Source organism: Streptomyces sp. NPDC047108, assembly GCF_040643575.1.
Classification (GTDB): Bacteria; Actinomycetota; Actinomycetes; order Streptomycetales; family Streptomycetaceae; genus Streptomyces.
This window is the reverse complement of the sequence record NZ_JBEYUP010000007.1, coordinates 252,881-278,388: the sequence shown is the minus strand read 5'-3', so window position 1 is coordinate 278,388 and position 25,508 is coordinate 252,881. Positions and strand designations below refer to the sequence as shown.

General features: G+C 71.3%; 20 protein-coding genes, 3 pseudogenes and 1 riboswitch. Of the genes and pseudogenes, 12 read left to right on the top strand and 11 right to left on the bottom strand.

Translation table 11 applies throughout. The features are described 5' to 3' along the window. The first annotated feature begins 74 nt into the window (after positions 1-74). The 7 genes from sdhC to ABZ822_RS17545 all read left to right on the top strand — a co-directional run bounded on the left by sdhC (position 75) and on the right by ABZ822_RS17545 (position 7,405). A complete protein-coding gene (gene sdhC / locus ABZ822_RS17575; protein ID WP_360854024.1) occupies positions 75-455 on the top strand; it encodes a succinate dehydrogenase, cytochrome b556 subunit in 381 nt (126 codons plus the stop codon). 5 nt (positions 456-460) lie between these two features. Further along, a complete protein-coding gene (locus ABZ822_RS17570; protein WP_360854021.1) occupies positions 461-940 on the top strand; it encodes a succinate dehydrogenase hydrophobic membrane anchor subunit in 480 nt (159 codons plus the stop codon). A 21-nt stretch (positions 941-961) separates the two neighbouring features. After that, positions 962-2,716 (top strand): succinate dehydrogenase flavoprotein subunit, encoded by a 1,755-nt coding sequence (sdhA, locus tag ABZ822_RS17565; protein WP_360854018.1) that lies wholly within the window; start codon positions 962-964, stop codon positions 2,714-2,716. Then, a complete protein-coding gene (locus ABZ822_RS17560; RefSeq protein ID WP_360854015.1) occupies positions 2,716-3,480 on the top strand; it encodes a succinate dehydrogenase iron-sulfur subunit in 765 nt (254 codons plus the stop codon). The genes sdhA and ABZ822_RS17560 overlap by 1 nt, the downstream gene beginning before the upstream one ends. Before the next feature lie 144 nt (positions 3,481-3,624). Beyond that, on the top strand, positions 3,625-4,119 hold the full coding sequence (locus ABZ822_RS17555) for a (2Fe-2S)-binding protein (RefSeq protein WP_360854012.1): 495 nt from the start codon (positions 3,625-3,627) through the stop codon (positions 4,117-4,119). Continuing rightward, positions 4,106-5,104 carry a xanthine dehydrogenase family protein subunit M gene (locus ABZ822_RS17550; RefSeq protein ID WP_360854009.1) on the top strand — a complete coding sequence of 333 codons (999 nt, stop codon included), beginning with the start codon at positions 4,106-4,108 and terminating at the stop codon, positions 5,102-5,104. Before ABZ822_RS17555 ends, ABZ822_RS17550 begins: the two co-directional genes overlap by 14 nt. A gap of 9 nt (positions 5,105-5,113) precedes the next feature. Beyond that, a complete protein-coding gene (locus ABZ822_RS17545) occupies positions 5,114-7,405 on the top strand; it encodes a xanthine dehydrogenase family protein molybdopterin-binding subunit (protein WP_360854006.1) in 2,292 nt (763 codons plus the stop codon). Here the strand turns inward: ABZ822_RS17545 and ABZ822_RS17540 are convergent. Next, positions 7,403-7,498: pseudogene (locus ABZ822_RS17540) on the bottom strand (NAD(P)H-dependent oxidoreductase); the annotation flags it as partial. The gene ABZ822_RS17545 and the pseudogene ABZ822_RS17540 sit on opposite strands and share 3 nt — an antisense overlap. 126 nt (positions 7,499-7,624) lie before the next feature. After that, positions 7,625-9,196 carry an MFS transporter gene (locus ABZ822_RS17535; protein WP_360854003.1) on the bottom strand — a complete coding sequence of 524 codons (1,572 nt, stop codon included), beginning with the start codon at positions 9,194-9,196 and terminating at the stop codon, positions 7,625-7,627. A 406-nt stretch (positions 9,197-9,602) separates the two neighbouring features. Here ABZ822_RS17535 and ABZ822_RS17530 point away from each other — a divergent pair, with 406 nt between their 5' ends. Next, the gene (locus ABZ822_RS17530; protein ID WP_360854000.1) at positions 9,603-10,145 is read left to right on the top strand and encodes an HD domain-containing protein; all 543 of its coding nucleotides are present in this window, start codon (positions 9,603-9,605) and stop codon (positions 10,143-10,145) included. Positions 10,146-10,196: 51 nt separating this feature from the next. Here the strand turns inward: ABZ822_RS17530 and ABZ822_RS17525 are convergent, their stop codons facing one another. Together ABZ822_RS17525 and ABZ822_RS17520 are read right to left on the bottom strand one after the other, a co-directional pair. Then, on the bottom strand, positions 10,197-11,690 hold the full coding sequence (locus ABZ822_RS17525; protein WP_360853997.1) for a metallophosphoesterase: 1,494 nt from the start codon (positions 11,688-11,690) through the stop codon (positions 10,197-10,199). A 128-nt stretch (positions 11,691-11,818) separates the two neighbouring features. Further along, positions 11,819-12,049 (bottom strand): annotated as a pseudogene (locus ABZ822_RS17520) (hypothetical protein); the annotation flags it as partial. A gap of 110 nt (positions 12,050-12,159) precedes the next feature. On the opposite strand from ABZ822_RS17520, the gene ABZ822_RS17515 reads away from it, so the two are divergent. Beyond that, on the top strand, positions 12,160-13,452 hold the full coding sequence (locus ABZ822_RS17515; RefSeq protein WP_360853994.1) for a D-alanyl-D-alanine carboxypeptidase: 1,293 nt from the start codon (positions 12,160-12,162) through the stop codon (positions 13,450-13,452). Here ABZ822_RS17515 and ABZ822_RS17510 read toward each other — a convergent pair. From ABZ822_RS17510 to trpS, 3 genes are all read right to left on the bottom strand, one after another. Further along, on the bottom strand, positions 13,355-14,326 hold the full coding sequence (locus ABZ822_RS17510) for a YihY/virulence factor BrkB family protein (RefSeq protein ID WP_360853991.1): 972 nt from the start codon (positions 14,324-14,326) through the stop codon (positions 13,355-13,357). The genes ABZ822_RS17515 and ABZ822_RS17510 overlap by 98 nt on opposite strands. A gap of 298 nt (positions 14,327-14,624) precedes the next feature. Then, positions 14,625-15,212 (bottom strand): 2'-5' RNA ligase family protein, encoded by a 588-nt coding sequence (locus ABZ822_RS17505; protein WP_360853988.1) that lies wholly within the window; start codon positions 15,210-15,212, stop codon positions 14,625-14,627. Positions 15,213-15,421: 209 nt separating this feature from the next. Further along, positions 15,422-16,489: a tryptophan--tRNA ligase gene (gene trpS / locus ABZ822_RS17500; RefSeq protein WP_360853985.1), complete on the bottom strand. Its 1,068-nt coding sequence runs from the start codon at positions 16,487-16,489 to the stop codon at positions 15,422-15,424. A 192-nt stretch (positions 16,490-16,681) separates the two neighbouring features. Here trpS and ABZ822_RS17495 point away from each other — a divergent pair. Both ABZ822_RS17495 and ABZ822_RS17490 read left to right on the top strand, forming a co-directional pair. After that, a pseudogene (locus ABZ822_RS17495) lies at positions 16,682-17,221 on the top strand (sigma-70 family RNA polymerase sigma factor); the annotation flags it as partial. A 1,089-nt stretch (positions 17,222-18,310) separates the two neighbouring features. Then, entirely contained in the window at positions 18,311-18,985 is a 675-nt protein-coding gene (locus ABZ822_RS17490; RefSeq protein WP_360853982.1) for a hypothetical protein, read from the top strand. A 399-nt stretch (positions 18,986-19,384) separates the two neighbouring features. On the opposite strand, the gene glyA is transcribed toward ABZ822_RS17490, so the two are convergent. Next, positions 19,385-20,656: a serine hydroxymethyltransferase gene (glyA, locus tag ABZ822_RS17485; protein ID WP_360853979.1), complete on the bottom strand. Its 1,272-nt coding sequence runs from the start codon at positions 20,654-20,656 to the stop codon at positions 19,385-19,387. Between the two features lie 38 nt (positions 20,657-20,694). Further along, positions 20,695-20,786, bottom strand: a riboswitch (ZMP/ZTP riboswitch). 114 nt (positions 20,787-20,900) lie between these two features. On the opposite strand from glyA, the gene rocD reads away from it, so the two are divergent. Next, positions 20,901-22,106, top strand: coding sequence for an ornithine--oxo-acid transaminase (rocD, locus tag ABZ822_RS17480; RefSeq protein ID WP_360853976.1), 1,206 nt, complete (start codon positions 20,901-20,903; stop codon positions 22,104-22,106). A gap of 144 nt (positions 22,107-22,250) precedes the next feature. Here the strand turns inward: rocD and ABZ822_RS17475 are convergent, their stop codons facing one another. The 3 genes from ABZ822_RS17475 to ABZ822_RS17465 form a co-directional block, all read right to left on the bottom strand. After that, entirely contained in the window at positions 22,251-23,642 is a 1,392-nt protein-coding gene (locus ABZ822_RS17475; protein WP_360853973.1) for a phytase, read from the bottom strand. An 83-nt stretch (positions 23,643-23,725) separates the two neighbouring features. Beyond that, on the bottom strand, positions 23,726-25,030 hold the full coding sequence (locus ABZ822_RS17470; RefSeq protein WP_360853970.1) for a glutathionylspermidine synthase family protein: 1,305 nt from the start codon (positions 25,028-25,030) through the stop codon (positions 23,726-23,728). 6 nt (positions 25,031-25,036) lie between these two features. Continuing rightward, complete coding sequence (locus ABZ822_RS17465; protein ID WP_360853967.1) at positions 25,037-25,450, bottom strand: hypothetical protein; 414 nt, start codon at positions 25,448-25,450, stop codon at positions 25,037-25,039. Positions 25,451-25,508 lie beyond the last annotated feature (58 nt).

Genomic DNA, 25,508 nt, shown 5'->3' with positions numbered 1-25,508 from the left:
CCGACAGTGCAGTACCCCACCGGTAGAAGCTGGCGGCCAGCCCCACCCGATCCCCGCTTCCGGAGGGTTTTTCCGTGCCGGCTGGAACGCTGTACCGCGGCCGGGAAGGCATGTGGTCGTGGGTGGCTCACCGAGTCACCGGTGTCCTCATTTTCTTCTTCCTGTTCGTTCATGTCCTCGACACCGCTCTCGTCCGCGTCTCCCCCGAGGCGTACGACGACACCATCGCGCTCTACAAGACGCCGCTCGTCGCGCTGATGGAATACGGCCTGGTGGCCGCGATCCTCTTCCACGCGCTCAACGGTCTGCGCGTCGTCGCCGTGGACTTCTGGTCCAAGGGCGCGCGCTACCAGAAGCAGATGCTGTGGACCGTCATGGGCATCTGGATCGTGCTGATGGCCGGGGCCGTGTACCCCATCCTCAACCACGCCGCGCGTGAGCTGTTCGGGAGCTGAGAGACATGGCATCCACTGAGACACCCTCGACGGATTCCGTCGAGCTGGCCGGCGCCGGCTACGGCCCGGACAACCCGGCCCCGCTCATCGAGGCGCCGCGCGCCCGTACCGCCAAGACGCCCAAGGCGTCCCGGACGAACTTCGAGATGTACGGCTGGCTGTTCATGCGGCTGTCCGGCATCGTGCTCGTCGTCCTGGTGCTCGGCCACCTGCTGATCCAGCTCGTGCTGGACGGCGGCGTCAGCAAGATCAGCTTCGCGTTCGTCGCGGGCCGCTGGGCCTCGCCGTTCTGGCAGATCTGGGATCTGCTGATGCTGTGGCTGGCCATGCTGCACGGCGCGAACGGCCTGCGGACGGTCATCAACGACTACGCCGAGCGGGACAACACGCGCTTCTGGCTGAAGATGCTGCTCTACACCGCCACGGTGTTCACCGTCCTCCTGGGCACGCTGGTGATCTTCACCTTCGACCCGAACATCCGCTAGAGCCGGGGCTGACCCACGATCATGAAGATTCACAAGTACGACACCGTCATCGTCGGCGCGGGCGGCGCCGGCATGCGCGCGGCCATCGAGGCCACCCAGCGCAGCCGCACCGCCGTTCTGACGAAGCTCTACCCCACCCGCTCCCACACCGGCGCCGCCCAGGGCGGCATGGCCGCGGCCCTCGCGAACGTCGAGGAGGACAACTGGGAGTGGCACACCTTCGACACGATCAAGGGCGGCGACTACCTGGTCGACCAGGACGCCGCCGAGATCCTGGCGAAGGAGGCCATCGACGCGGTCCTCGACCTCGAGAAGATGGGCCTGCCGTTCAACCGCACCCCGGGCGGCACGATCGACCAGCGCCGCTTCGGCGGGCACTCGCGCAACCACGGTGAGGCCCCGGTCCGCCGGTCCTGCTACGCCGCGGACCGCACCGGCCACATGATCCTCCAGACGCTGTACCAGAACTGCGTCAAGCAGGGTGTGGAGTTCTTCAACGAGTTCTACGTCCTCGACCAGCTCATCACCGAGGTCGACGGCGTCAAGAGGTCGGCCGGCGTCGTCGCGTACGAGCTGGCGACCGGCGAGATCCACATCTTCCAGGCGAAGGCCGTGATCTACGCCTCCGGTGGCTGCGGCAAGTTCTTCAAGGTGACCTCCAACGCGCACACCCTCACCGGTGACGGCCAGGCGGCGGTCTACCGGCGCGGACTGCCGCTGGAGGACATGGAGTTCTTCCAGTTCCACCCGACCGGCATCTGGCGCATGGGCATCCTCCTCACCGAGGGTGCGCGCGGTGAGGGCGGCATCCTCCGCAACAAGGACGGCGAGCGCTTCATGGAGAAGTACGCGCCCGTCATGAAGGACCTCGCCTCGCGTGACGTCGTCTCCCGCTCGATCTACACCGAGATCCGCGAGGGCCGCGGCTGCGGTCCCGAGGGCGACCACGTCTTCCTGGACCTGACGCACCTGCCGCCGGAGCAGCTCGACGCCAAGCTGCCGGACATCACCGAGTTCGCGCGGACCTACCTCGGCATCGAGCCCTACACGGACCCGATCCCGATCCAGCCGACCGCGCACTACGCGATGGGCGGCATCCCGACCAACGTCGAGGGCGAGGTGCTGGCCGACAACGCGACGGTCGTGCCCGGTCTCTACGCGGCGGGCGAGGTCGCCTGTGTCTCCGTGCACGGCGCCAACCGCCTGGGCACCAACTCGCTGCTCGACATCAACGTCTTCGGCCGCCGCGCCGGCATCGCCGCCGCCGCGTACGCCGAGAAGGCCGACTACGTCGAGCTGCCGGACGACCCGGCGCAGCTCGTCGTCGACCAGGTCGAGCGGCTGCGCAACTCCACGGGCACGGAGCGGGTCACCGAGCTGCGCAAGGCCCTGCAGGAGACGATGGACGCCAACGTGATGGTGTTCCGTACGGAGCAGACCATCAAGACGGCGGTCGAGAAGATCGGCGAGCTGCGCGAGCGGTACCGGAACGTCGCGGTCCAGGACAAGGGCAAGCGGTTCAACACCGACCTGCTGGAGGCCATCGAGCTGGGCAACCTGCTCGACCTGGCCGAGGTCATGGCCGTGTCCGCCCTCGCCCGCAAGGAGTCGCGCGGCGGTCACTACCGCGAGGACTACCCGAACCGCGACGACGTCAACTTCATGCGCCACACCATGGCGTACCGCGAGGTCGGCGACGACGGCACGGAGTCCATCCGCCTCGACTACAAGCCGGTCGTCCAGACCCGCTACCAGCCGATGGAGCGTAAGTACTGATGAGCACCCCGACGCTCGACAAGGACAAGGTCGAGGCACAGGACACGGCGTCGCCGTACATCACGGCCACCTTCCGGATCCGCCGGTTCAACCCGGAGATCTCGGACGAGGCGACCTGGGAGGACTTCCAGGTCGAGATCGACCCGAAGGAGCGTGTGCTCGACGCGCTCCACAAGATCAAGTGGGAACTGGACGGTTCGCTGACCTTCCGGCGCTCCTGCGCGCACGGCATCTGCGGCTCCGACGCGATGCGCATCAACGGCCGCAACCGGCTGGCGTGCAAGACGCTGATCAAGGACATAAACCCGGCCAAGCCCATCACGGTCGAGCCCATCAAGGGGCTGACGGTCCTCAAGGACCTGGTCGTGGACATGGAGCCGTTCTTCCAGGCGTACCGCGACGTCATGCCGTTCCTCGTGACGACCGGGAACGAGCCGACGCGGGAGCGGCTGCAGTCCGCCGAGGACCGTGAGCGCTTCGACGACACGACCAAGTGCATCCTGTGCGCCGCGTGCACCAGCTCGTGCCCGGTGTTCTGGAACGACGGCCAGTACTTCGGCCCGGCGGCGATCGTCAACGCCCACCGCTTCATCTTCGACTCGCGTGACGAGGCCGGGGAGCAGCGGCTGGAGATCCTCAACGACCGGGACGGCGTCTGGCGCTGCCGTACCACCTTCAACTGCACGGACGCCTGCCCGCGCGGTATCGAGGTGACCAAGGCGATCCAGGAGGTGAAGCGGGCGCTGATCACGCGCCGCTTCTGACGCCTCCGCCGCACATCCGCGGGGCCCCGCCGTCCGAGCGACCGGACAGCGGGGCCCTTCGCATGCCGGGCGCCGCCCGTGCCGCCGCCCCCAATGCCGTAGGCCGAGTCGCGGCGGCCGGGCGGGGCGACGAGAGTGGTGGGCATGAATGCTCCCCCGCAGGTCGCCGTCTCCCTCCGGGTCAACGGCACCGAGCACCGGCTGGAGCTCGACGCCCGGGTCACGCTGCTCGACGCACTGCGCGACCGGCTCGGCCTGACCGGGACCAAGAAGGGCTGCGACCAGGGCGCGTGCGGCGCCTGCACGGTCATGCTCGACGGCAAGCGCGTGGTGTCCTGCCTGACGCTCGCCGCCAGTTGCGAGGACCGCGAGGTGACGACGGTCGAGGGGCTGGCGGAGGACGGTGCGCTGAGCGCGATGCAGGAGGCGTTCGTCCGTCATGACGCCTTCCAGTGCGGATTCTGCACCCCCGGGCAGGTCGTGTCGGCGGTCTGTCTGCTGCGGGAGGGCCGTGCGGGGTCGGACGAGGACATCCGGGAGTACATGAGCGGCAACATCTGCCGCTGCGGGGCGTATCCGAACATCGTCGCGGCGATCCGTGAGGTGGCCGGGGCCGGAGGCGGCGATGCACGCGTTTGAGTACGTACGGGCCGCGGACGCCGGGGCGGCCGTGGCGACGGTGACCGGCGACCCGCAGGCCTCGTATCTGGCCGGGGGGACCACGCAGCTCGACCTGATGAAGGACGGGGTGCTCGGCCCGGGGCGGCTGGTCGACATCACACGGCTGCCGCTCGGCGGGATCACGCGCGACGGCGACACCCTGCACGTCGGTGCGCTGACCACCATGGAGGAGCTGGCCGCGTTCCCCGCGGTGGGCAAGCGGCTGCCGCTGGTGCGGCAGGCGCTGCTGCAGGGCGCGTCCGCGCAGTTGCGGAATCTGGCCACGATCGGCGGCAATCTGCTGCAGCGCCCCCGCTGCCGCTACTTCCGCGACCCGGCCGAACCCGCCTGCAACAAGCGGCGGCCCGGCACCGGCTGCGCGGCGCTCACCGGACCGGCCCGCATGCACGCGATCCTCGGCGCCAGCGAGCACTGCATCGCCGTCCACGCCTCGGACCTGGCCGTGCCGCTCGTCGCGCTCGACGCGGTCGTCCGCGTCCAGGGGGCCGACGGAGAACGGACCGTGCCGCTGACCGGGTTCCACCGTGAGCCGGGGAACACCCCGGACGTCGAACACGTCCTGGCCCGCGGTGAGTTGATCACTTCCGTGGACGTCCCGCTGCTGCCGAAGGCGGTCCGCTCGGGCTATCTGAAGGTCCGCGACCGGATGTCGTACGAGTTCGCGCTCGCCTCGGCGGCCGCCGCGCTCCACGTCGACCACGGCACCGTCCGCGAGGCCCGGCTGGCGCTCGGCGGCGTGGCCACCGTCCCGTGGCGGGCCCGCGCCGCCGAAGAGGTGCTGCGGGGTGCCCCGGCGACCACGGAGACCTTCCGGGCGGCGGCGCGGACGGTGGTCGAGGACGCCCGCCCGGTACCCGGCACGGCGTTCAAGGTGGAGCTGGCGCAGCGCACCGTCGTACGGATCCTGGAGGACCTCGCGGGCATCGGGCCCGGAGCGGAGTGAGGTGGCGCCATGACGACCATGGAGGCTCCCAAGAAGCACGAGGCCGGTGCCGTCGGCCTGGGTGTGGACCGGGTGGACGGCCCGCTGAAGGTCACCGGCGCCGCCCCGTACCCGTCCGACATCGGCTTCCCGCACCTGGCGCACGCCGTGCTGGTGCGCACCACGGTGGCGGCCGGGCGGATCAGCGTGGTCGACACCTCGGAGGCCGAGGCGGCGCCCGGTGTGCTGGCCGTGATCACGCACCTCAACGCGCCCCGCCTGGCCCGCGGCGGCCGCACGATCCTGGGCCCCGAGCCCCCTCCCCCGCTGCAGGACGACCGGGTGCTGCACTACGGGCAGTACGCGGCGGTCGTCGTCGCCGAGACGTTCGAGCAGGCCACGGACGCGGCCCGGCTGGTCCATCTCTCCTACGACCCCGGCGACCCGCTGCTGGACGCGGAGGATCCGCGGGTCGTGCCGAAGAACAACCCGTATCTGCTGGACATGAAGCGGGGCAGTGTCGCGGACGGTCTGGATCAGGCGGAGGTCCGGCTCAAGGCCACCTACGTCACCGCGGAGAACACCAACAACCCGCTGGGGCCCTTCGCGACGGTCGCGGCGTGGGACGGCGACCGGCTCACGGTCCACGACGCGACCCAGTGGCCGTACAACGTGCGCAACTCACTGGCGTCGGCGTTCAAGATCTCCAAGGACCAGGTGCGGGTCCTGGCGCCCTATGTGGGCGGCGGGTTCGGGGCGGGCCTGCGCACCTGGCCGCATGTGATCCTCGCCGCGCTGGCGGCCCGTACGGTGGCGCGCCCGGTGAAGCTGGTGCTCACCCGCCCGCAGATGTTCACCGGCGTCGGGCACCGGCCGTCCAGCGTGCAGCACATCAAGCTGGGTGCGCTGCGCAACGGCAGGCTGACGGCGATCGACCACGAGGCCACCTCGACGACCGCCGTGGAGGACTCCAACATGGAGCCGATCACGATGGGTACCGCCGCCGCCTACGCCTGTCCCAACGTCGCGACCCGCGACAAGCAGGTCAAGCTCAACATCCCCTGCCCCGGCTCGATGCGGGCGCCCGGTGAGGCCCAGGGCAACTTCGCGCTGGAGTGCGCCCTGGACGAGCTCGCGTACGAGCTGGACATGGACCCGCTGGACCTGCGGCTGCGCAACTACGCCGGCTTCCAGCCGCAGACCGGGCTCGCCTGGTCGAGCAAGGCGCTGCGCGAGTGCTACCAGGCGGGCGCGGAGCGCTTCGGCTGGCGGACGCGCGATCCCAGGCCGGGGTCGATGCGGGACGGGCGTGTGCTCATCGGGTACGGCATGGCCGGGGTCTCCTTCCCGCACTACCAGTCCAAGTGCGCGGCGCGGGCGACGATCGCGCGGGACGGCACGGCGTACGTGCGCAGCGCGGCGACGGACATCGGTACCGGTACGTACACGGTGATGGCTCAGCTGTCGGCCGAACTGCTGGGCCTGACCATGGATCAGGTCCGGTTCCAGCTCGGCGACAGCGACATGCCGCAGGCGCCGCAGGCCGGCGGGTCCGGGCTGACGGCCGCTCTGGGCACGGCCGTTCACGACGCGTGCGGGCGGCTGGTGGGCGCGTTCCTGGACCTGGTGCGCAAGGACGCCGAGTCGCCGCTGCACGGGTGCCGGCTGGAGGACGTGGTGGTGGCGGGCGGGCGGATCCTGCGGGCCTCCGACCCCTCGCGCGGGGAGGCGTACACGGACATCCTCGCCCGGCACGGCCTGCCCGAGCTGACCAGCGACGGCAACTCGGCCTTCCCCAAGGCCGACATCGGCCAGCTCGTCGGGTCGCTGGCGGTCTCACGGCTCGGCCGGCTGGGGAGCTTCGCCGTGAAGGCGACGCGGGCGACGGTTCCGGCGGGCGCGTTCGGAGCGAAGTTCGTGGAGGTCCATGTGGACCGGGACCTGGGGCTGGTACGGGTCGCGCGCGTGGTGTCGGCGATCGACGGCGGGCGCATCCTCAACGCGAAGACGGCCCGCAGCCAGATCATCGGGGGCACGGTCGGCGGCATCGGCCAGGCGCTGTTCGAGGACACCGTGACCGATCCGGGGACGGGCCGCATCGCCAACGCGACGTTCGGGGACTATCTGGTGCCGGTCAACGCCGACGTCCCGGACATGGACGTGCTGTTCGTCGGCGGTCCGGACCCGGCGACACCGGTCGGGACGAAGGGGATCGGCGAGATCGGGCTGGTGGGGGTGGGGGCCGCCGTCGCCAACGCCGTCCATCACGCGACGGGGCGGCGGATCCGGCGGCTGCCGATCACCCTCGACCAACTGCTCTGAGACGGCGTGCAGCCCGGCGAAGACCTGCCGCAGATGCTCGACGGCGCGCAGCCCGCCCGCCGAGCCGCCGTAGCTGACGAGGCCGACGGCTCGGCACGACGGCTGGTGCGCCGACGGCTCGGCACCGACGGCTGGTGGGCCGGCGCCCTCGTCGACGCCGAAGGTGCCCGATGGACGCGAACTCGGCTTCCCCGTACGCCGATCGGCGAGATGTCGTGGTCAACCGTCCCCGGGGGCCCTGCCCTGCGTTCCGGGCCCGCGGTTCGTGCGGCGCGGCACATGGAAGGCTCCCAAGGCGAGCAGAACGCCCAGGAACAGCACCGCGGCGGCCGTCAGCAGCGTGGTGGTCAGTGCCGTGGTGAAGGCCGCGTCGGCAGCATCGTGGACGAGTCGGCGCTCGGCGGGCGGCAGGCGGTCGAGCAGGGCTCTGCCCTTGTCGGCGTCGGTGAGGACGGTGTCGAGTCCGTTCTGCGCATCGGCGGTGAAGTGCTCCCCCGGGTCGGCGAGCCGTGCGTTCCGCTCCTGCCACTCCACGTAGGTGAACAGGGCGCTCATCAGGGCGAGTCCCATGGTCGCGCCGATCTGGCGAGCCTCCACCTGCAGACTCGCGGCCACACCGCGCGCGGAGGGCGGAAGCGCGCCCAGGCTCAGCGCTCCGGCTGATGGATAGATCAGGGGTACGGCCAGGCCGAGCAGGAGGAGGGCGGGCACCAACAGGGTTCCGTGCCGGTGTGTGACGCCCAGGGCGAGCCACAAGACGGATGCGGTCAGCAGGACCAGACCGCCGAGGACGAGGTGGTGGCCCGCGCCGCGGTCGGTCAGTCGGCCCACGACCGGGCCGAGCAGGACGGAACCCACGCTCGCGGGAAGCATCAGCAGGCCCGTCTCGACGGTGCCGAGATCGAGGACCTGCTGCAGGTACAGCGTCACGTACACGGTGACCACGAGGACGGCGCACTGGGCGAAGGCGAGAGCGGTCAGGGGTACGGAGACCCCGGAGCGGCCCAGTGGCCGCAGGTCGAGGAGCGGATCGGCGGCCCGCCGCTCGTTGCGGACGAAGGCCAGGAGCAGCAGGAGGCCCGCGGCCAGCGGCACCAGGGTTTGGCGGTCGGTGAAGCCCCAGTCCGACGAGCGCTCGAAGGCGAAGACCAGCAGGGTGAGGCCACCGGCGATGAACAGGCACCCCCGGACGTCCATCGAGGCACCAGGGGGGCGCGGGGACTCGGCGATGTGACGGCGGCCCGCCAGGAAGACGTAGACCGTGACGGGCACGAAGGCGACGAAGAGCCAGCGCCAGCTGACGTAGTGCACCAGGACCGCGACGGACGGCGGGACGGCGACCGAGACCCCCGTGGTGACCGCGGACAGCACACCGATCGCCCAGCCGCGCCGGTGTCCGGGGAGAGCACCGGTGAGGTTGGCGAGGGCCAGGGGGACGGCCAGGGCGACGCCGATGCCCTGGATTCCGCGGGCCGCCACCAGCACGACTTCGTCCGGGGCGACCGCGCACAGCACCGAACCTGCGCCGAAGGCGATGATGCCCGCCAGGAAGACGCGGCGGCGCCCGAGCACGTCGCCCAGCCTGCCGCTGACCACGGCAAGCGCGCAGAGCGGGAGCAGGGCGGCCACGATCACCCAGTGCAGGGCCGAACTGCTGATGCCCAGGTCCCGCTGGATGACCGGGAGGGCGACGGTGATGCTCGTCAGACTGGAGAAGAGCAGGGCACTGGCGGTGATGGTGGCTGCCATCACCGTGCGCTGCTGCGAGGTCAGCGCACCGTGGTCTCCCATCCCTGCGCCCCCTAGGTGTCCCGTCGAGGTCCGCGCCCCTGCAGGTCGCGGTCCGCCTCGCCCCCCTATGTCCCGCGCCGTGGCGTCGGCGACACCCGGCCGAGGCCGCGTGGGTGACGTACGGGAGCAGCGTCCACGGCCCCTCGACCCCACCGACCGGGAGGGACAGACCACGCCCTGCAGGCGACCCCGGCCTGAGCTGCGGCGCCGGGCAGGGCCGGAGGGCCTCTCCGGAGCCGGCTTCGGAGAGCGGCGGGCGCGGCCGGCAGGCCGCCATGGCGGGGTGCCCTCTCCACGGGATGACCGGACCCGCAGCCTGAAACCTCGATGAAGGCTGAGGTTCGAGCCATGATCGTTCCGGTACGAACGGGAGAAATACGACGGGTCAGGCCCTAGGCTCCGCTTTATGCACCACACGCAGGACACCCGCCGCACCCTCACGCTCACCGAGACCGACGCCCTCGCCGCGTCGGCGCACGCCGGGCAGACGGACAAGATCGGGGTGCCGTACGTCGAGCACGTACGGGCCGTGGCCCATGGCCTCGCGCCCGCCGGGGAGCACCTGGCCCAGGCCGGGCTGCTCCACGACGTCGTCGAGGACACCGACTGGACCCTCGCCCGCCTGCTCTCGGCCGGCGTCCCGGCGGAGGTGGTCGCGCTCGTCGACGCGGTGACGAAGAAGCCGGGGATCACCTACCGGGACATGATCCGCACGATCGCGGCCGACGAGGACGCGTCCCTGCTGAAGATCGCGGACAACGCGCACAACTCGCGTCCCGACCGGCTCGCCGCCCTCCCGGAGGAGCAGCGCGCCCGGCTGGAGCTGAAGTACGAGGACGCGCGGACGGTGCTGTGGCCGGTGGTGGAGCCGGAGCTGCTGGAGACGGTGGTACGCCGGATCAACCCCTCGCTGCTGCTGGACGGGGTGCCGGCGCAACGCCACGCCTGAGCCCCGCTCCCCTGGGCGCCCTCCTGGCCCCTTCGGGCCCGCCGCGGGGGCTCAGGCCTGCTTCGAGGCGAGCGTCACGACGGTGATGTCGGACTCCGCGCCCACCCGTACCGGCGGGCCCCATGCGCCCGCGCCCCGCGTGACGTAGAGCTGGGTGTCGCCGTAGCGCTCCAGCCCCGCCACCGTCGGATTGGCCAGCTCCGCAAGGTAGTTGCCGGGCCACAGCTGACCGCCGTGGGTGTGCCCGGAGAGCTGGAGGTCCACGCCGTGCTTCACCGCGTCGTGGACGACGACGGGCTGGTGGGCGAGGAGGACGGACGCGCGGCGCGGATCGCGGTCCCCCAGCGCCCGCTCGAAGTCCGGTCCCTGGCTGGGGTGCAGGTCCTCGGCGGACACGTCGTTGACCCCGGCGAGGTCGAACCCCGGCAGCTCCTGGCGGGCGTTCTCCAGCGGATGCACTCCGAGTTCGCGGACGTGGTCGATCCACTCGGCCGCGCCGGAGAAGTACTCGTGGTTGCCCGTGACGAAGTACGCGCCGTGCCGCGCGCGGAGCCCGGCCAGCGGCTCGGCGGCCGGGCGGAGATCCGAGACGCTGCCGTCGACGAGGTCGCCGACGATGGCGATGAGGTCGGGCTGGGTGCGGTTGACCGTGTCCACGATCCTCCGGCAGTGCGCGCGCCCCAGGACCGGGCCGAGGTGGATGTCGCTGACGACGGCGATGCGGAAGCCGTGAGCGCCGCGGGGCAGCTTGGCGAGCGGGACCCGTACATGCTTGACCGCGGGCCCGTTCAGCACACCGTAGGCACCGTGGGCGACGGTGCCGGCGGCCACGGCGGTCGCGGCAGCGGCCACGCTCCGCGCGACGAACAGCCGGCGGCTGACGGCCCGCTCCTCGGGGGCCGGGACGCCCTGCTGCGCGGGCTCGTCCTCCACGGCCGGAGGCGTCTCGGTACGGACCGAGCCGGCGGCCGTTCCCTTCGCGGCGGACGAGAGCGGTTCCGCTCCGTCCGCCGGTGAGAGGTCCGTCGGTGAGAGGTCCGGTGCCGGCCTGGACGCGGGGGCGGCGGGCGCCGCTGTGGAGGACAGGGCGGTCGACGTCACCGGCACGGCATCGCCGCCCTCCGCGGGCGCGCCCGCGGAGGGCGTACGCGTACGGGACACCGCCGACGCTCCGTCAGGCCCCGCTGCGGGCTCGGCAGCCGCGGGCCCGCTCGCACGCTCCTCCCGCGCAGCGAGCAGGCGGTTCAGCAGCGGCCGCACGGCCTCGCCCACGAGCAGAGCCAGCGTCAGATACAGGACCAGCGCCAGCCACAGGTACCCGGGCCAGGCGAGGACCTGCTCCAGCGCAAACGGCGCACCGGCACGGCCGCCGATGAGAGCACCGAGGGTCGTCAGGGGAAGAACTACGGCAGCGACGGTGCCCACCCGCCGCGCAAGCCCGCCCCGCGCGGTCGTGTCCCGTACGAGCCTGCGCCACAGATACCAGTGCACCAGGCCCAGCAGACCCAGGATCACCAGCAGGACCAGGAGGAAGACCACGACCATCGCCAGCTCTCCTAGCCCGCCGAGCCGGCGCGGCCCGCGGACCGCGCGCCCTCGGAATCCGTGCCGGCGGTGCGCGGTGAGCCCGTACCGGCGGCCCCTCCGGTGTCCGTGCCGGCGCCACTTCCGCCACGCAAGGCCAACAGCCCCCGCAACCCGATCACTCCAACGGCCGTCCCCAGGAGAAAGGACGTCACGGCGAGCACAAGATGCACCCAGAAGTACGCAGTCGGTTCACCCGCATCGTCGAACGCGAGCCCGCTGGCGTCGTTCCAGAGGTTTTTGACGAAAGTAATCCAGATGAGCCAGCTCCACACCCCGAAGGCGAGGAGGAACCATGACACGGGGCGGGAAAGCTTCATACGCTCCAGTATCACCGCCCGTTGCGAACACCGGCCGCGGGGGTGCCCAGGGGCACCGCAGGCGGACCTCGGTGTCTCGTAGCGGCGGGGCGCCCGGTACGTTCACCGGCGTGCCCGCATTCCTCACCGCCTCCGGCCGTCCCCCCTCCCGCCTCACGAGCCGCCGCCTGGCGATCACCGTCGCCGCGGCGGCGCTGCTGCCGGTCCTGACGGCCGCACCGGCGCACGCGCTCCTGCGAGCGCCCCAGGACGGGAAGGAGAAGCAGCCCCGGCCGCCCGCCAAGATGTCGGCGATCGGCGGCAAGCGCCTCGCCCGCGCGGGCACGCAGGTGCAGCTCGGGCCCGGGGCCCCGAAGCTGCCGAAGAAGCTCTCCGGGCGCTCGTGGGTGGTGGCGGACGCCGAGTCCGGCGACATCCTGGCCGCGCACAACGCGCACTGGCGGCTCCCACCCGCCAGCACGCTGAAGATGCTCTTCGCGGACACCGTCCTGCCCGAGCTGCCGAAGGACCAGAAGCACAAGGTCCTCCCCTCCGACCTGGAGGGCATGGGCGAGGGCAGCAGCCAGGTCGGCGTCAAGGAGAACTACAGCTACTCGGTCCACGACCTGTGGCTGGGCGTCTTCCTTCGCTCGGGCAACGACGCGGTGCATGTCCTGTCGGCGATGAACGGCGGCAAGGAGAAGACCGTCCAGGACATGCAGGCCCACGCCCAGGAGCTGAACGCCCTGGACACCCATGTCGTCTCCCCCGACGGATACGACGAGAAAGGCCAGGTCAGCAGCGCGTACGACCTGACGCTCTTCGCCCGTTCGGGACTGCAGAAGCCGGACTTCCGGGAGTACTGCTCGACGGCCGTCGCGGACTTCCCGGGCGGGGCGAAGAAGGACAAGAAGACCAAGAAGAAGAAGCGCGAGTCGTTCGCGATCCAGAACACCAACCGTCTGCTGACGGGTGACTTCGGCCTGGAACCGTACAAGGGGATCGCCGGGGTCAAGAACGGCTACACCTCGCACGCCGGGTCGACCTTCACGGGCGTCGCCCAGCGCGGTGACCGGACTCTGCTGGTGACGGTCATGAACCCGTCCGAGGGGGAGCACAACGAGGTCTACAAGGAGACCGTGCGCCTCTTCGACTGGGGCTTCAAGGCGTCGGGCAAGGTCGAGCCCGTCGGCAAGCTGGTGCCGCCGCAGGGCGCCGCCAAGCAGGTCTCCGGGGCCAAGGGCGAGGCGCGCAGGGACCGTACGAGCGCCTCCGTCGCCGCCTCGGAGGAGCAGGAGTCGCGCGGGATGTGGATGGCGCTGGGCGTCACCGGCGCGGCGCTGGTGGCTCTGGCGGGGGCGGCGCTCCTGGTGCACCGCCGCTGGCCGCTGCCGGAACTGGTCCGCCGCCGTCCCCGGGGCTGACCTCCGCCGTACCGGCCGTTTCCGGGCTGTTGTGCTGCGTCGCCGTCCAGGCGGCGCAGTACAGCAGCAGCTTGGCCATGAAGTTGATCCACAGCAGGAGCGCGACGGGCACACCGAACGCGCCGTACATGCTCTTGGTCGCCACGCTCTGCAGATAGCCGCTCAGCAGCGCCTTCAGCAGTTCGAAGCCGACCGCGCCCATGAGGCCGGCCACCAGGACCGAGCGGAGGCCGGGGTGCACCTGGGGTAGCCGGGTCAGCAGATAGGCGAGCATCAGGAAGTCCGCGAGCACGGAGATGGCGAGGCTCGCGACGACGAGCAGGACCCGACCGGCCCCGCCCTCCGCGAGCCCGATCCGGTCCGCCACCCATCCCACGGCGCTGGAGGCGAAGACCGATCCGCCCGCGGCCACCAGCCCGACCGCACCGAGCCCGACCAGCACCACGGCGTCCTTCGCCTTGAGCAGGAAGGGATTGCCCGGGTCCTCCTCCTTCAGCCATACGGCGCGCAGGCACTCGCGCAGCGAGCCGACCCAGCCGACACCTGTGACAAGCAGCAGCGCACCGGCGATGAGCCCGACGGTCGTGGCGTTGGCGACGAGGGAGTCGAGGTCGAGCTGGTCGGAGATGCCCGGCACCTGCTGGGCGAGCTTGTCCTTGAGCGTGTCGAGCTGCTTCTGGCTGAGCAGCGCGGCGCCGATCGCGGCGCCGACGGTGATCAGCGGGAAGAGCGCGATGAAGCTGATGAAGGTGATGGCCGCGGCGAGACGCGTCCACTGCACCGAGTCGAGACGCTCGTACGCCCGCCAGGCGTGGGTGCGCATCAGCCGTACGACCACGGGCCCGATCACGGGGAGCTTGGTGAGCCACTCCATGCGAGGACGCCTACCCCGGTCGGGCGCGGGCGTGCCCAGGCGATCTGCAATCACCCCTTCCGGTGACCGGGGCGGGACCGGTGATCGGGGCGGGCTCAGGGGCGGGCCGGAGGCCGACGGGGAGCCGGGGGGCCGGTGCAGGGGCAGCGGGGGCCGGTGCAGGGGCAGCAGGGGCCGGTCCCGGGGCTACGGGCGGGCGCGCTCCGGGTCCAGGAGCGTCGCCGGGCACGGGAGTGTCGCCGGGCACGGGAACGGGCTCAGCGGCGACCGCGACGCGACGGGGCTCAGAAAAGTCCGTTCAGGGGCGCAGGGAGTGCGCGGGCGCCTCCACCGGGCACGCCTGCGCGGGTACCCCCGGCGCCGGAAGGCCCTCCCCGAACGGGAACTCGCGCATCTTGCGCCAGTGGCCGTCCCCGCCCTGCTCGTACAGGGCGAACCCGGTGACCAGCCAGGAGGCGGCGTAGTCGGCCAGCTCCTCGTAGGCCCGGTCCATCGCCTCCTCGGCGATGCCGTGGGCGACCGTCACGTGCGGGTGGTACGGGAAGAGCAACTCGCGCTGCACCGGCCCCGAGCGGACCCGCTCCTGCAGGTCGGCGCACTCCCCCATGCCCTCGGCGAGCTGGACGAAGACGACCGGGGAGATCGGCCGGAAGGTGCCGGTGCCCTGCAGCCGCATCCGGAAGCACCGGCCCTCCGTGGCGATCCGGGCCAGGTGGTGCCGGAAGGCGGGGAGGTCGGCGACGTCGACCTCGGTGGGCGGGAGCAGCGTCACATGCGTGGGGATGCCATGGGCGGCGGGATCCCCGAAGCCCGCGCGCCGCTCCTGGAGCAGGCTGCCGTAGGGCTCCGGGACCGCGATCGAAACGCCGAGCGTTACGGTCCCCATTCGCTCTCCTCTGCTGCTGGTGCGGTCGCTTGTGCTGCGTCCGGTCCGTGCCAGTGTGCCGGGTCCGCCGCCCTGTCCGCGAGCCCGCTGATGAGGGGCTCGGGGGACGGGGTACCGGCTCCGGCCCGTACGCGTCGTACGGGCCGGGTGACCGCGTCCTGAGGTCGCGGTCGGTGGTGATCGATCGTGATCGGTACTGGTCAGTGCTGTCAGTGCTTGGCGGGGAGGAAGCCCACCCGGTCGTACGCCTGCGCCAGCGTCTCGGCGGCGACCGCACGTGCCTTCTCCGCGCCCTTGGCGAGGATCGAGTCCAGTGTCTCCGGGTCGTCAAGGTAGGCCTGGGTGCGGGCCCGGAACGGGGTCACCCAGTCGACGTAGACCTCGGCCAGATCGGTCTTGAGCGCACCGTAGCCCTTGCTCTGGTACTTCTGCTCCAGCTCGGTGATGCCCGTACCGGTGAGGGTGGCGTAGATCCGCAGCAGATTGCTGATCCCGGGCTTGTTCTCCTCGTCGTAGAGGATCTCGGTGCCCGTGTCGGTGACGGCGCTCTTGATCTTCTTCGCGGAGGACTTGGGCTCGTCGAGAAGGTTGATGATGCCCTTCGGCGCGGACGCCGACTTGCTCATCTTGATCGCCGGATCCTGAAGATCGAAGATCTTGGCGGTCTCCTTGACGATGTACGGGTCCGGCACGGTGAAGGTCTGGCCGAACCGCCCGTTGAAGCGCTCCGCGAGGTCCCGGGTCAGCTCGATGTGCTGGCGCTGGTCCTCGCCGACGGGGACCGCGTTGGCCTGGTAGAGCAGGATGTCGGCGATCTGCAGGATCGGGTACGTGAACAGTCCGACCGTCGCACGGTCGCTGCCCTGCTTGGCCGCCTTGTCCTTGAACTGCGTCATGCGGGAGGCCTCGCCGAAACCGGTGAGGCAGTTCATCACCCAGCCGAGCTGCGCGTGCTCGGGGACGTGGCTCTGCACGAAGAGGGTGCAGCGGTCGGGGTCGAGGCCGGCCCCGAGGAGCTGGGCGGCGGCGAGGCGGGTGTTGGCGCGCAGCTCCGCCGGATCCTGCGGGACGGTGATCGCGTGCAGGTCCACCACGACGTAGAACGCGTCGTGCGTCTCCTGCAGCGCCACCCACTGCCGGACCGCGCCCAGGTAGTTCCCGAGGTGGAACGAGCCTGCGGTGGGCTGGATGCCGGAGAGCACTCGCGGACGAGAGGGCGGCGCGGAGCGCCCCGGTTGCGGGGGGCTGTGGGTGACGGGCGGGCGATCAGATGCCATGCCGCCCATTCTCTCAGGTGCGGAACCGATCCCCCGCCTCCGGTGTAAGAGAAGTGTGAGCACGCGCAAGGGGGCCGCATCGTGATCGACATCCCGGCCGGTGAGGGCATCGGCGAGGGCACGGGTGGGGACATCGGTGAGGGCACGGGTGGGGGCACGGGTGGCGGTATCGGTGAGGGCACGGGTGAGGGCATGGGCGAAGGCATCGGTGAGGACGCGAGGATCGCGCGGGTCCGCGCCGGTGACCGCGAGGCGTACGCGGATCTGGTGCGGGCGCACGCGCAGATCGCGCACCGCACAGCGGTGCTGATGGGGGCGGGCGCGGACGCCGAGGACGTGGTGCAGACGGCGTTCCTGAAGGCGTACCAGTCGCTCGGGCGCTTCCGGGACGGGGCCGCGTTCCGTCCGTGGCTGCTGCAGATCGTCGCCAATGAGACGAGAAACACAGTGAGATCGGCGCGCAGACTCCGCACTGCGGTGGATCGCGAGGCGGCGTTGGTGGGGGCGGAGCCGCTGATACCCGAATCCGCCGACCCTGCGGCCGCGGCGTTGGCGGGTGAGCGGCGTGCGCGGCTCCTGAAGGCGCTGGACGGGCTGAGCGAGGAGCAGCGGCAGGTGGTGACGTACCGCTATCTCCTGGATCTGGACGAGGCGGAGACGGCGCAGGCGCTGGGCTGGCCGCGTGGCACGGTCAAGTCCCGGCTGAACCGCGCGTTACGGCGTTTGGAGCGGGCGCTGGGAGCAGTGGACGGCACGGCCGGGGCTCGGGCAGGGGCCGGGCCGGGGAGGACGAAGGGGCCGGGGAGAGGGGCGGGGGCGGGGAGGGGGAAGGGGCCCGGTCCCGAGAGGAGAACGGGACCCGGAGCAGGGAGCCGAGGCCGGCCGCCCAGGGGCCGGGACGTGCGGCGCCCCGGCCCAGAGATGGGGCGCTCCGGCCCAGAGATGGGGCGCTCCGGCAGCCCTCGGCTGCGGGCAAGCGATGGGCCGGGAGAGACGGAGGCGACGCGGTGAGGAAGCAGGACGAGGACGGAGGAAGCGAAGGCCTTGAGGTCTCTCGTGGCGGACACCCGGGTGAGCGGTGCGCCGAGGGTGTGGGTGGTGAACGGGAGCTGTTGCCGGAGGAGTTGAGATCGCTCAGCCGCGACCTCCGGATACAGCCGGTGGACGCCGAGACGCTGGTGGAGCGGGTCCTCGCCGGGCTCGTGGGTGAGCCCGCACCCGGGGCGCCGGATGCGGTCAAGGGTCCCGATGCATCCGAGACGCCCGAACTACCCGGCGTGTCGGGCGAGTTCAGAGCCGGACGTGGCCGCGGCGGTGGTGCCCGGAGGGTTCGCGGTGTTCGCGGCTCGGATCCCGGCCGTGGCGGCAGCGCCCGGGGGTGACCGCTGGCCGACGCCGGAGGCCGGGCCGGGCCTCGGCACGGCCGGTCGTCGGGTGGACAAGGGGTACGGCGGAACGGGCACATGGCGCGGAGCCGGTGCTGAGCGTGCGGCATGGCTGGCCGAAGGCCGCTGGGAGGCGGGCGGGCGTGGAACGGCCGCTGCGGGGCGGGCGGGTGGCGAACGGGGGCACATGGGGCGGACGTGTGCCGAACGGGCCGTTGTGGGGCGGCCGGTGCTGAAATCGGCGCCGTTGGCGCAGTGAAGGGTGTGGGGCCGGTGAAGCGTGCCCGAGACGCTTCGAGTCTCCGCGCCGGGCCAATCCTGAACCGGGCTCGGCGAGTTGGGGCGGAAATACCGGAATCGGGAACCTGGTGGGCCCGGGAGGTGTACCAGATGTGACGTGGGGCGGAGGGGCCGCACCACGTGGTTGGGGGGAATCATGCGTCGTTTCACCGTGCGGGCGGGCATCACGGCAGTGACAGCGCTTGCTGCGTTATTCATCTGCGGCTCGCCGGCGGGCGCGGTCGGGCGGACGAGCGTGGTGATCACCTCGCAGGCCACGGGCGAGGCGACAGCACTTCCGGTCGACACGGAGCGCTACAGACGGCTGGAGCAACTGCTCGGGCCTGCCACGGGAGAGCGGAAGCGGCCGCCGAGCCTTAAGGAGACCGGTGGGGCCGGGGGGCCTCAGGTCAATGTGAGTTGGGTGGTCCGCGATGTGTCCGTGTGGCGCACCGACGGTATCTACGCGGACGACCCGTCCGGGACGGTCTGGATCCGTACGGTCTCCAGCGGCAGAGGCTCGGCTCCGCGCTCTTCGGAGACGGGCTTCTGGCACGCGGCCGAGAAGCCGCGGGAGCTCCGTGCCCTCCTCGGCGATCTCGGACTGATGGGTGGGAAGACCCGTCCGGTGTGGGGCCGGGCCGAGGCGATGGAGGGCGGGGCCATGCACGCCGTCGCACCGGGGCCCAGCGGCATGGACGGGTGGTGGACCGTGCCCGGGTTCGCGGCGGGCATAGGCATAGGCTGCGGCGGCACCGTGCTGCTTCGGCGCTGGGTGATCCGCCGCAGCCTTGCCGATCCGGTGATGCACCACCGGCTTCTCGACGTCTGACGTCCCGGACGTCCCTCCCGGCACACCTGCCGACGCGAGCCGCCGGGCGGCGTCATCTACCGGGACCTGTCAGGCGCGACCGCGGTCGGCCGTGAACCATCGGCGCCACCGCGGTGTGCCGAGACCCGCGGCGGGGCGCGACCTCCCTGGGCCTGTGGCCGCCCTCAGGTGCAACTGTCGTCGGGCCGTCATCCGCCGAGCGCGCGACTGCGGTCGGCCGCGCCCCGGAGGGCGCCGGCGTCATCAGCCCGTGAGAGTCCGCGAGTTGCGGCTTCTGGGGTCATCACCGAAGGGGGGCCCACGAGGGCATCCGGCAGGAGAGGGCGCCACCGCAGGCGCTCACCACCGCAGAGGACCACCGTCGTTGGGGTCGCCACCGCCGCCTGGAGGTCGGCGCGGTCAGCCCGTGGGAAGGCCCGGGGCCGGGTGGGCGGCCATCACGTCGCGGACCTCGGCCCGGATCTTGGCGAGGGCGTCCTCGTCGCCGTTGCCGGCGGCGGCGACACCTCGGTCGATCCACTGGGCGACCAAGGGCATCTGGTCGGTGCCCAGACCGCGGGAGGTGAGCGACGGGGTGCCGATGCGGATGCCGGAGGGGTCGAACGGCTTGCGGGGATCGAAGGGCACGGTGTTGTAGTTCACGACGATTCCGGCGCGGTCGAGCGCCTTCGCTGCGACCTTCCCGGGCACGCCGTTCCGGGTGAGGTCCATCAGGATGAGGTGGTTGTCCGTGCCGCCCGAGACGAGCTCGAAGCCGTGCTCCAGCAGGGATTCGGCGAGCGCCTTGGCGTTGGCGACCACGGAGTGTGCGTAGTCGCGGAAGGAGGGTTGCGTGGCCTCGTGGAGGGCCACGGCGATGGCGGCGGTGGTGTGGTTGTGGGGACCGCCCTGGAGGCCGGGGAAGACCGCCTTGTCGAGCGCCTTCGCCTTCGACTCGTGGGAGAGGAGCATGGCGCCGCGGGGGCCGCGGAGCGTCTTGTGGGTGGTCGTGGAGACGACGTCGGCGTGCGGGAAGGGGGAAGGGTGGGCACCGCCCGCGACGAGTCCGGCGATGTGTGCGATGTCGGCGACCAGGACGGCGTCGACCTCTCGGGCGATCTCCGCGAAGGCGGCGAAGTCGATGGTGCGCGGGACGGCCGTACCGCCGCAGAAAATGATCTTCGGCCGTTCCTTGACGGCCAGTTCACGCACCTCGTCGAAGTCCGTCAGCCCCGTGTCGGCCCGGACGCCGTACTGGACGCCGCGGAACCAGGTGCCCGTCGCGGATACGCCCCAGCCGTGGGTGAGGTGGCCGCCCATCGGGAGGGACATACCCATCACGGTGTCGCCGGGCTCGGCGAACGCCAGGTAGACGGCGAGGTTGGCGGGTGATCCCGAGTAGGGCTGGACGTTGGCGTGCTCGGCGCCGAAGACGGTCTTCGCCCGCTCGACGGCGAGGAGCTCGACGCGGTCGATGTTCTGCTGGCCTTCGTAGTAGCGGCGGCCGGGGTAGCCCTCGCTGTATTTGTTGGTCAGCACGGTGCCGGTGGCTTCGAGCACGGCCTGCGAGACGTAGTTCTCGCTGGGGATCATGCGCAGGGTGTCGGACTGGAGCTGTTCCTCGTCGGCGATGAGGGCGGCCAGCTCGGGGTCCTCGGCGGAGAGGGCGGGATGGGAAAGGGACACGGTCACGGCGTCCTCCGGGTCGATCCGTATGTCGGTTCACGAACCCGGGGTGCCCAGGCGGGCGGCACCTCGTGGGGGATGTCCGCACACTGCTCCCTCGTGGTCGTTTCCACGCGCGCCAGTCGCAATGTGTGCGCACAGTCTATGGCCTGAGTCGTATCGGAGCAGTTCTGGAAGGTTTCTTCGCAATCCGACCGAGCGACGATAGAAATGAGCACGGAACCGCCACGACACCGAACGGAGCATCGCCGTGACGACTACGGAACGCAGCATTGCCGCCGCCGAGGCACACAGCGCGCACAACTATCACCCGCTGCCGGTCGTCGTCGCCTCCGCCGAAGGCGCATGGATGACGGACGTGGAGGGTCGGCGCTACCTGGACATGCTGGCCGGGTACTCCGCGCTGAACTTCGGTCACGGCAACCGCCGGCTGATCGACGCGGCGAAGGCGCAGCTCGAGCGGGTGACGCTCACTTCGCGGGCGTTCCATCACGAGCGCTTCGCCGACTTCTGCACGCAGCTCGCCGAGCTGTGCGGCATGGAGATGGTGCTGCCCATGAACACCGGGGCGGAGGCCGTGGAGACGGCGGTGAAGACCGCGCGCAAGTGGGGCTACCAGGTCAAGGGGGTCCCGGACGGCCAGGCGAAGATCGTCGTGGCGCGCAACAACTTCCACGGGCGGACGACGACCATCGTCAGCTTCTCGACGGACTCGGAAGCGCGCGCCGACTTCGGTCCGTACACCCCCGGTTTCGAGATCGTGCCCTACGGCGACCTGACGGCGCTGGAGGCCGCGGTCACCGACAACACCGTGGCGGTGCTGCTCGAACCGATCCAGGGTGAGGCGGGTGTCCTGGTGCCGCCGCCGGGCTACTTCTCCGCCGTGCGGGAGCTGACCCGGGAGCGGAACGTCCTGTTCATCGCGGACGAGATCCAGTCCGGGCTGGGCCGGACGGGCAAGACCTTCGCATGCGAGCACGAGGACGTCGTTCCTGACATGTATGTGCTGGGGAAGGCGCTGGGCGGCGGAGTCGTCCCGGTCTCGGCCGTCGTCTCCTCGCACGACGTCCTCGGCCTCTACCGCCCCGGCGAGCACGGCTCCACCTTCGGCGGCAATCCGCTGGCGTGTGCCGTCGCGCTCGAGGTGATCGCGATGCTGCGCACCGGCGAGTACCAGCAGCGGGCAACGGAGTTGGGCGAGCATCTGCACGCGGAGCTGAATCTGCTGGTGGGCGGCGGGGCAGTCGAGGCGGTGCGCGGCCGCGGCCTGTGGGCGGGTGTGGACATCGATCCCGCGCACGGCACGGGCCGGCAGATCTCGGAGAAGTTGATGGACCAGGGCGTGCTGGTCAAGGACACCCACGGGAGCACCATCCGGATCGCTCCCCCGCTGGTGATCAGCAAGGAGGACCTGGACTGGGGCCTGGACCGGCTCAGGGCGGTTCTCCAGGGCTGAGCAGTTCCGCAGGGCTGAGCGCGTCGGCCGGGCGTGCAGAGCAGTTCGGTGCCGGGAGGAGGGTCGGCCGTCCTCCCGGCACCGTCATGTGCATCCCGGCCGGCCCGCTCTGTGCGGTCGGGCGCGGGGACCGTCGTCAGGCGATCAGTCGGGGTCGCGCGGGTCGAAGGACGCGGTGTCCACGATCAGGTCGTCCGGGAAGGCGGAGGCGATGGCGTCCCACTTGACGAACTTGAAGTTGGTGGTTTCGCGGTCGCCGTCCGCCGGTTCGGCCTCCCCGTCGTGGGTGACCAGCAGGCCCTTCGGATAGTTCCGGCCGAGGGGGACGTTGACGACGGTCGAGCCGTCGGAGTGCTGGACGGCGTCGGCAGCCGGGCCGCCGGCGACCTCGAACGACCCCAGATACGAGTTGCGGCCGCCGCGGCCGTAGACCGCGAAGGTGTTGTCACCCTGGCTGGAGGAGAGCACGTATCCCTTGCCGTCGCCCGCGTGGTAGACGGTGACGCCTTCGGCGTCGGCCCGGAGGTGCTTACCGCCGTAGCCGGGGTCGTGATCGGTGTCGATCACGCACTCCTCCTCGGTGCTGTCGTACGTCCACGGCACGCCGTACTCCCGTACGCGGTCGAGGAGGCGCGGGGTGTCGAACTCCTCGTCGTCGAGGTCGATGCGCCACAGGCCGACGTCCTCCTGGGCGGCGTAGAGGACGCGCTCCTCCAGGTCGACGGCCATGCCTTCGACCTGCGCGTGGTCGCCGGGGTCGGCGCACGGTTCCCAGCGCTTGCCGTCGGGCAGCGTGAAGGAGCCCGGCAGGTCGACGGTGTCCTCGGCGGTGTAGCCGACCTTGCCGCCACCGGCGTCCGTCAGCTTCAGCAGCTTCAGACGGGTCTCCGAGCGCCGCGAGACGACCACATGGGCGTCTCCGTCGTGGGTGTACGCGGCCAGCCCGTACGCGGTGCGCTGCTCGTCGACGTCGCCTTCGTCCCGGGAGAACACGGGCGCGACGCCGTCCGCGGTGACGTCGCGCAGCGGCGCCCGGCCCGCGCGGACGGCGCGCGGGTCGATGGCGTAGGCCCGTACGCGGTCCCGCCCCCGGTCGCTGACCAGCGCCAAGTCGGTCTTGCGGCCGTCGAGTTCGAAGCCGTAGACGATGTCGACGTTGTTGAACCGGCCGGGTTCGGTGCCGTCGCCGGGCGGCGCGGGCGGTGCGGCGATGTGCTGCAGGCGCTTGCCGTCGAGTCCGTAGACGTCGAGTCCGGCCTCCTTGAGGGTGCTGACGACGATGCTGCGCCCGGAGTCACGGGGATCGACCCAGACCGCCGGGTCGTCGGCATCGGCGTTGCCGCCCGCCTCGTCGTCGTGGACGGCGGGGGTCTCGGCCGTCGCGGTGACCCGCGCCGGTCGCGGGGCCGCGTCAGCCCCTCCCGGGCCGTCCGCCGCCGCCCCGGCCCCGGTCGGGGCCATGAGGGCGGTCAGCAGCAGGGCGCCAAGGACCGCGCCGTTCCTGGGAGTTGCGATTCTCTGCTTCGTGGGCGTCACAGCTCTCCTCGGGTTCGGACAAACTCTCGAACCGTAGGAGCAGACGGTGAACACGCAAAGACCACAAGGGAAAGGGAGACACGTCAGAGGATGACGTGCGGGAGGAAGCGGGCGTATTCGTCGGTGACGGGCCCGGCGGACTCGCGGATGCCGAGACCTGCCGCCTCCCCCTCGACGACCCAGGCGCCGAGCACCACGTGGTTCCCGCCCACCGCTCCGTCCCCCACCGAACCTTCCCCCGCCGAGCCGTCCCCCACCGGGCGGTCCCCTGCCGAACCGTCCCCCGCAGGGCCTTTCGCTCCCGGACCGACGTCGGCCGCCGTCGCTGTGAGGTCCGGGAGCAGCGCCAACTCCTGGTAGCAGCAGGGCTCGTCCCGTACGACGGGTGCGGCGCCCGGTTCGTGCAGGGTGATCCCCGCGCCTTCCCGGCCCAGCAGCGGCTTGGCGACGTATCCCGTCGTCCCGGCGAGTTCCCGCGGCCCGTCCAGGTAGGCGGGCAGCAGGTTCGGGTGCCCGGGGTGGAGTTCCCAGAGCACGGCCAGGAGCGCCTTGTTGGAGAGCAGCATCTTCCAGGCCGGTTCGATCCAGAGGGTGCTGCCGGTGCCGCCGCCGTTGTCCAGGGTGTCCAGAGCGCCCTGGCCGAAGCCGTCGGTGACCAGCCACTCCCACGGGTAGAGCTTGAAGCAGCTGCGGATGAAGCGCATCCGCAGGTCCACGAAACGGCCGGAGAGCCGGTCCCAGCCGATGTCCTCCATGGAGATCGACTCGGTCTCCAGACCGGCCTGTCCGGCGGTCTCCCGCAGATAGGCGACGGTCATCAGGTCCTCGCCCAGCTCGTCCCCCGCCGAGTGCGCGAAGTGCACGGGAGCGCCCGGGGGCAGCAGTGTCGCCTGGCGCTTCCAGGCGGCGACGAGCCGCTCGTGCAGCGAGTTCCACTGGTCGGCGCCCGGGAAGCGGTCCTCCATCCAGAACCACTGCGGGCTCGCCGCCTCGACCAGCGAGGTGGGGGTGTCGGCGTTGTACTCGAGCATCTTCGCCGGGCCGGTGCCGTCGTAGCGGAGGTCGAACCGGCCGTAGATACTGGGCTGTTCGTCCCGCCGTCGCCAGGAGTCGGCCACGAGCGCGGCCAGCCGGGGATCGTCGATGCCCAGTTCGGCGAAGCGGTCGTGCTCCACGATGTGCGCGGCCGCTGCCAGGCACATGGCGTGCAGTTCCTCGACGACCTCCTCCAGCGCCTCGACCTCGGGGAGCGTGAACGCGTAGTACGCGCTCTCGTCCCAGTAGGGGCGCAGCGAGCCGTCCGGGTAGCGGGTGAGCGGATAGATGAGCCCTTGCTCCTCGACCGTCTGCTGCCAGCCGGGGCGCGGGGCGATGTTGTGGCGCCGCATGAGGGATCAGCCGCCGCCGCTGCCGCCGTGGCCCTTGCCGAAGCCGCCGCGTCGTACGTCCGAGTCGTCGTACGAGCCGCCGGAACCGCCCGATCCCTCGGAGTCGTCGGAGAACGAGCCGCCGTCGACCCAGCCCTTCTTCTCCTCGCCGCCGTAGTACCAGGAGGCGTCCCCCGTGAGGGAGGCGCGGCCAGTGCTCCTGCTCTTGCCCTTGGCGTTCCAGCCGCTCTTCAGGCTGCTGCGGCCGTTCTTGCAGTCGTCCGCGTCGATGACCCGGTAGCCCTGGGTGACGCGGTAACTGTCCTCGTCCACGCACCGCTTGTCGGGCTCCGAGCTGCAGGCGGTCAGGGCTGCCGCGAGGGCGCCCATGCTGCCGAGAATCACGGTGCCGGAGCGCAGCCTGCGTCGAGTGTCCGTCATGTCTTCCTCAACCCCCGTCGTGTTCATGTCCAGTTGAGCCCGGTCATCCTAGGGGCGG